At 57.7% G+C, this 5,878-nt stretch carries 7 protein-coding genes; 1 reads left to right on the top strand and 6 read right to left on the bottom strand.

What is annotated here, in order from left to right:
- The 5 genes from VIL80_RS06145 to ahpC form a co-directional block, all read right to left on the bottom strand.
- A partial coding sequence (locus VIL80_RS06145; protein WP_332035263.1) for a DUF2058 family protein occupies positions 1-140 on the bottom strand: 140 nt, incomplete at its 3' end.
- Positions 141-278: 138 nt separating this feature from the next.
- On the bottom strand, positions 279-1,079 hold the full coding sequence (locus VIL80_RS06140) for an alpha/beta fold hydrolase (protein WP_332035262.1): 801 nt from the start codon (positions 1,077-1,079) through the stop codon (positions 279-281).
- A 26-nt stretch (positions 1,080-1,105) separates the two neighbouring features.
- Positions 1,106-1,684 carry a YceI family protein gene (locus tag VIL80_RS06135; protein WP_332035261.1) on the bottom strand — a complete coding sequence of 193 codons (579 nt, stop codon included), beginning with the start codon at positions 1,682-1,684 and terminating at the stop codon, positions 1,106-1,108.
- A 325-nt stretch (positions 1,685-2,009) separates the two neighbouring features.
- Positions 2,010-3,593 carry an alkyl hydroperoxide reductase subunit F gene (gene ahpF / locus VIL80_RS06130; RefSeq protein WP_332035260.1) on the bottom strand — a complete coding sequence of 528 codons (1,584 nt, stop codon included), beginning with the start codon at positions 3,591-3,593 and terminating at the stop codon, positions 2,010-2,012.
- Positions 3,594-3,810: 217 nt separating this feature from the next.
- Entirely contained in the window at positions 3,811-4,377 is a 567-nt protein-coding gene (gene ahpC / locus VIL80_RS06125; protein ID WP_280321194.1) for an alkyl hydroperoxide reductase subunit C, read from the bottom strand.
- A gap of 283 nt (positions 4,378-4,660) precedes the next feature.
- On the opposite strand from ahpC, the gene VIL80_RS06120 reads away from it, so the two are divergent.
- Complete coding sequence (locus VIL80_RS06120) at positions 4,661-5,266, top strand: CPBP family intramembrane glutamic endopeptidase (RefSeq protein ID WP_332035259.1); 606 nt, start codon at positions 4,661-4,663, stop codon at positions 5,264-5,266.
- 84 nt (positions 5,267-5,350) lie between these two features.
- On the opposite strand, the gene VIL80_RS06115 is transcribed toward VIL80_RS06120, so the two are convergent.
- A partial coding sequence (locus tag VIL80_RS06115) for an Ig-like domain-containing protein (RefSeq protein WP_332035258.1) occupies positions 5,351-5,878 on the bottom strand: 528 nt, incomplete at its 5' end.

Genomic DNA, 5,878 nt, shown 5'->3' with positions numbered 1-5,878 from the left:
GCGAGCTTGGTTTCATCCACCTGCACATCGCCTGACTTCTTGGCCACTTTATTCTGCTTGCGCTTTTCCTTGCTGATCTGCTTGGCTTTCTTGCCATCTACCAGGCCTGCTTTCAGCAGTTGGTCCTGTAGTGATGCCATGACGGAGGTCCTGTGGTGACAAATGAGGAACGTAAGATTGCCGGCATTTTAACGGATCCCAACGGGGCGTGTTACCCAAATGCACCCTGTTTTGGCGGGGAGGACCGTCTGCACATGGGCGCCGCGTCGGACGCAGAGTCAGGTTCCGGATTCGCCAGAGATAAACTCAAGCATGGCGCGGGTAACGGCCTGTGGCTGTTCCAGCGTAGAGAGATGTCCGGCACGTTCTATGATGCGGAGGTCGGCGTTCGGCAGGCGTGTGGCCAGGGCTCTGGAGCAGGCAGGCGGCAGTGAAGCATCCTCTTCGCCAACCAGTACCAGCGCCGGCTGCTCAATGGTGGCGAGCCTCGAGGTCAGAGAGTCGCGCGCACACAGGGCATTGGCGACATGCTCAATGGATATGAGAGGCATGGCCGCGAATTTCCGCTTCCAGTGCGCCACCAGCGTCGGTTGGGTTGCGAGGGTGTGTTTGCCAAACATGAGCTTGGCCACCGCGGGCAGTAGCGGAGCCACTCCGAACAGTTTCGCCACCGCCACCATGGCTTTGTATTTGAATACCTTGAAGCGGGTTTCTGTCCCCGCATGGGTGTCCAGCAGCATCAGCTGGTTTACGCGATCCGGCACCGTCAGGGCGGCCCGTAGGGCAATCATGCCGCCGATGGAGAGCCCCGCCCAGATGGCAGTTTGAATTTGCTCCTGGTCCATGACCGCGAGAACATCGCCCACCATGTCGTAAATATCCAGCGGAGCGTCCGCGGGATCAGATCTGCCGTGGCCGCGCAGGTCGATATTGATCACACGACAACGTTCCGCGAGCGGGGTCACCTGTTGGGCCCACATTTCGCCGTCACATAGGAAACTGTGGAGCAATATAAGCGCCGGGCCGGAGCCACTGCACTCATAGTGCAGGGCACGGCCTTGATGATGTGCTAAAGGCATAACTCAGGACTTGATGCCAGAGCCAATCACTGTTTGGCGAATACCAGTTTTACGGAAACCGGCACAATGGGGCTGATGCTCTCGAGGCCGGCGATCTCCCGCAGTTTTTCGATACCTTCCAGCAACTCGTAATTGCCCGCATTGAGCAGAATGGGCGCACTGGTAGTGACCAGCAGTTTGCCGCCTTCCAGGCCGGTCACCTGCAGCGCCGCTTTCTCGGCCTTCTGCTGGCCGTGTACGTCAACGGTAACGTCGGCGTCGATGGCCATGGTCTGGCCCGGTTTCAAGGCTTTCAGGGTTGCGACCTCCACGTCGGTGCTGATGCTGGCCTTGGCAAATTTGGCGGTGTCGAACAGCATCTGCTGCATGCGCTCGTTGCGGATGGGGATGTTGGTTTCCACGCTCGTCAGGTCAATAACCAGCTGTGCTTTGCCCGCATCGGAAATGGCGCCGCTCAGGCCCTTGAAATGATGGGTTTCCGCAATAGTCCCTTTTTTTACGGAGACAAAATTGACCGCGGAAGCACCTCCGTCCAGCTGCCAGTCTGCAAAGGCAGATACGGGCAGGGCGAGCAGGGAGGCCAGGGCTAGGGACTTGAAAGACATGGTGATTCTCCTGTTTCAACCAATCGTCGTTTGCAACGCTTGTTACGCGTAATGACTCCGACAAAATGCCGGGAATTCAGTGTCTGGTCGACCAGAAGCGACCAATCAGTTTCAAGTGAGAAACACTATCAGCCGCGAGCGCTTGTTGCCAGTTAAGCTCTGTAAATAGCGATAAAAAAAGCCGGCACAGGGCCGGCTACAAGTTGAGGAAGTTTCTCATATAGAGAGTTTCCCAGTGCTTGGCGGGAGGGGTGCCCGCCGGGAGAGGCCGGATACCGCTGGGAAGCCGATATCCGGGTTTGGGTCAGGTTTGGGCCGGCGGCGATCAGCTCGCCATCGACAGCGCTTCTACCGGCTCGTCAGTAACTGAGCTGCGGATCAGGTGATCGAAGGCACCCAGAGCGGCAGTGGCACCAGCACCCATGGAGATCACGATCTGCTTGTAGGGCGCGGTGGTGGCGTCGCCGGCGGCAAACACGCCGGGGATGGAGGTGGCGCCGCGGCTGTCGATCACGATCTCGCCCATCCGGTTCATTTCCAGTCCACTGTCCTTGAGGAACTCGGTATTAGGCACCAGGCCGATCTGCACAAAGATCCCGGCCAGACCCAGCTGCCTGCTCTCGCCGCTGACGCGGTCGGTGTAGCGCAGCCCGTTCACCTTGCTGCCATCGCCAAGTACCTCGGTGGTTTGGGCATTGGTAATGATGTCGATATTGGCCATGGAGCGCGCCTTGCGCACCAGCACCTCGTCGGCACGCAGGGTGTCGGCGAATTCCAGCACGGTGACGTGCTTGACGATGCCGGCCAGGTCGATGGCCGCTTCGATACCGGAGTTACCGCCGCCGATAACCGCCACATGCTTGCCCTTGAAGAAGGGGCCGTCGCAGTGCGGGCAGTAGGCCACGCCCTTGGTGCGGTATTCGGCCTCGCCGGGAACACCCAGCTCGCGCCAGCGCGCGCCGGTGGCGAGGATCACGGATTTGCTCGCGAGGGTCGCACCAGTTGCCAGTTCCAGCTCGATCAGTTTGTCGCGCTTAAGTTGTGCGGCGCGCTGTCCGGTGATGATGTCGACACCGTACTCTTTCACGTGCTGTTCCAGGCTCGCGGCCAGTTTCGGGCCTTCGGTGTACGGCACGGAGATGAAATTCTCGATACCCACGGTATCCATTACCTGGCCGCCAAAGCGCTCGGCGACCAGCGCGGTGCGGATACCTTTGCGCGCGGCATAGATGGCAGCCGCCGCACCGGCCGGGCCACCGCCCAGTACCAGCACATCGTAGGGTGCGCGCTCGCTCAATTCGGCGGCCTTGCGCTGCTCGGCGCCGGTGTCGATTTTCGCCACGATTTCCTCAAGGCTCATGCGGCCCTGGCCGAAGTGTTCGCCATTCAGGTACACCGCGGGAACCGCCATGATCTGGCGCTGCTCTACTTCGTCCTGGAACAGGGCGCCGTCGATCATCTCGTGGGTGATATTCGGGTTCAGTTTCGCCATCAGGTTCAGCGCCTGCACCACGTCCGGGCAGTTCTGGCACGACAGCGAGATATAGGTTTCAAAGTGGAATTCACCCTGGATATTGCGAATCTGTTCCTGCAGCGCGGGATCCGCCTTGGAGGGATGGCCGCCTGCCTGCAGCAGGGCGAGTACCAGGGAGGTAAATTCGTGTCCCATGGGGATACCGGCAAAGCTTACCCTTGGAGTTTCTCCCACCGGCGCAATGGCCATGCTCGGAGTGCGTTTGCGCTCGGTATGATTGAGGGCAATCTTGTCTGACAGCTCGGCAATTTCGCTGGCGAGGCTGCTCAGTTCAGCAGACTTGGCGCTGCTGTCGGCGGACACACTGATCTCGATCGGAGTGACGATATTCTGCAGATAGGTGTCCAGTTGTTTCTTTACGTTTGCGTCCAACATCGGTGTGTCCTGAAATTCGGGGGTGAGTCTTCGTGGTTCTATTCGAAGGTTTGTGGCGGTGCTGCTACCGGGTACTGCCTTGTGAGACACGCCGTGAACCCATCCATGGGGGCACTTCCGCGAGGTCCCTCTCGCGGAAGGTCTCTCAAGGCAGTACCCGGCATCAGCACCTTCTCGGATAGTTCAACTTATTGAATTAACCCAAGAAGGTAGTTCTTTAGATCTTGCCTACGAGATCCAGAGAAGGCGCCAGAGTGGCTTCGCCTTCCTTCCACTTGGCCGGACACACTTCACCCGGGTGGGCAGCTACGTACTGGGCAGCCTTGATCTTGCGCAGCAGATCCTGGGCATCGCGGCCGATGCCACCAGCGTTGATCTCTACGATCTGGATCTTGCCTTCCGGGTCGATCACGAAGGTGCCGCGGTCGGCAATGCCTTCTTCCTCGATCATCACGCCAAAGTTACGGGTGATGGTGCCGGTGGGGTCGCCGATCATCGGGAACTGGATCTTGCCGATGGTCTCGGAAGTGTCGTGCCACGCCTTGTGGGTGAAGTGGGTGTCGGTGGAAACGGAGTAGATTTCTACACCCAGCTTCTGGAACTCTGCGTAGTTGTCCGCCAGATCGCCCAACTCGGTCGGGCACACGAAGGTGAAGTCGGCCGGGTAGAAGAACACTACGGACCACTTGCCTTTCAGGTCCGCGTCAGAGACGTCGAAGAAGTCGCCAGACTGGTAGGCCTTGGCTTTGAACGGTTTGATTTCGCTGTTGATGTAGTTAGCCATGGTATTTCCTTATCTCCTGAGAGAAGTTTTGCCCCGTCGTTTGGGGTGTGGGTTATTGGGTACGCGATAAATACTATTAGTGTTGATCACGTGATAAAAATTATTGATTTTTATACATTTGATAGTTTTTGCCGATAGGAGGTATTCTTTTGATAGTTTTATCGGCGCGTCCGCGTGAGCATGCATTCATAAGGCGACAAGGTTTAACGCCGACACGTAAAGACCTGCCAGTCATTAACCAAGGAGGCAGCAGTTGGGAAGGAGTGCTCAGGGGGAGGCCGTAGTGACAGACAGGGCCGAAGTTTCAACGAGGCAGATCTTAACGGCGGCGCTCGCCGTTCAAGCCGTGGCACTGGCAATCGCCTTGGCAGGCTTCCACTTTGCCGGGATTAGTGTGTCCTGGAGTACGGATGAGATTCCCTTGGCGATTGCGTTGGGGGTGGCGGGCGCATTGGCAAGCTACTGGATCGGCCGAGCGATCACACGCTCCAGTACCAGTGCCGGCACCACACTGCGCAATCACTGTGAAAAACTGCATCAGGTATTCTGCCATTTGAACTGGTGGGAGATTGGGGTTCTGGCGGTAACTGCCGGAGTTTGTGAAGAGTTGCTGTTCCGCGGATTTTTGCAGCCATGGATCGCTTCATTCAGCACGCCGCTGGTGGGACTGTTAGTGGCATCCGTGGTCTTCGGTTTGCTTCATTGTGTTTCGTTTATTTATTTCCTGATTACTGCGGTCATGGGGCTGATTCTCGGTGCAGTTTACTGGCTGAGTGAAAGCCTGCTCACAGTCATCGTCTGGCACGGTGTGTACGATCTGATTGCACTCGGCGTATTGGTGAAATTTCCTCGGCTACTCGGACTGAGCGGATCAGCTGGTAAACACTGATCGCGGTGATCTTTTTTTCGTACAAATAAAAAAGCGGGCCCAGTGGGCCCGCTTCGGTATCAAGACGTTTGCCTCAGCCTGTTATCAGGCCAGCTTGCGTCTTCTGAACAGTCCGGCTGCTGCCAGCAGAGCCAGCAGGTAGTAGACGGAACCGCCTTTTTTCTTCTTGCCATCAACGGTAACGGTAACTTTCGCTTCAGCGCTGTTTACGCCGTCAGACACGGTTACGGTGAACTCGTGCTTACCGGCGGACAGACCGCTGATGGTGGGTTTGGCCGTATCTGCACCGCTGATCGTGCCAGGACCGCTCCAGCTGAAGGTCAGTGCATCTCCGTCGGCGTCAGAGCTGGTGCTCGCATCGAGGGTCGCGCTTTCACCTTCCTTGATGGTCACGTCGCCGGCAACCGCGGCAATCGGAGCGTCGTCCATAGCATTTACCATCAGCTTGAATTTCACGCTGCTGGCATCACTGGACACGTTGTTGTCGCGCACGGTGACGGTCACTTCGGTCTCCCCAGAGAAGTTGGCTTCCGGGGTGATATCGAAGGTTGAACCGGCAGTGTGCCCGTTTACGGTAGCCATGATGTGCTCGCCGCTGACTTCGATGGTGTT

This window comes from Microbulbifer sp., from assembly GCF_036563125.1.
Taxonomy (GTDB): Bacteria; Pseudomonadota; Gammaproteobacteria; order Pseudomonadales; family Cellvibrionaceae; genus Microbulbifer.
Note: the sequence above shows the minus strand (reverse complement) of the source record. Positions and strands in the feature narration are given on the sequence as shown.

Bases quoted from the DNA above. Each gene is read 5' to 3' on its own strand.
- VIL80_RS06140 (WP_332035262.1), bottom strand. From the start codon at position 1,079: ATGCCTTTAGCACATCATCAAGGCCGTGCCCTGCACTATGAGTGCAGT.
- VIL80_RS06135 (WP_332035261.1), bottom strand. From the start codon at position 1,684: ATGTCTTTCAAGTCCCTAGCCCTGGCCTCCCTGCTCGCCCTGCCCGTA.
- ahpF (WP_332035260.1), bottom strand. From the start codon at position 3,593: ATGTTGGACGCAAACGTAAAGAAACAACTGGACACCTATCTGCAGAAT.
- ahpC (WP_280321194.1), bottom strand. From the start codon at position 4,377: ATGGCTAACTACATCAACAGCGAAATCAAACCGTTCAAAGCCAAGGCC.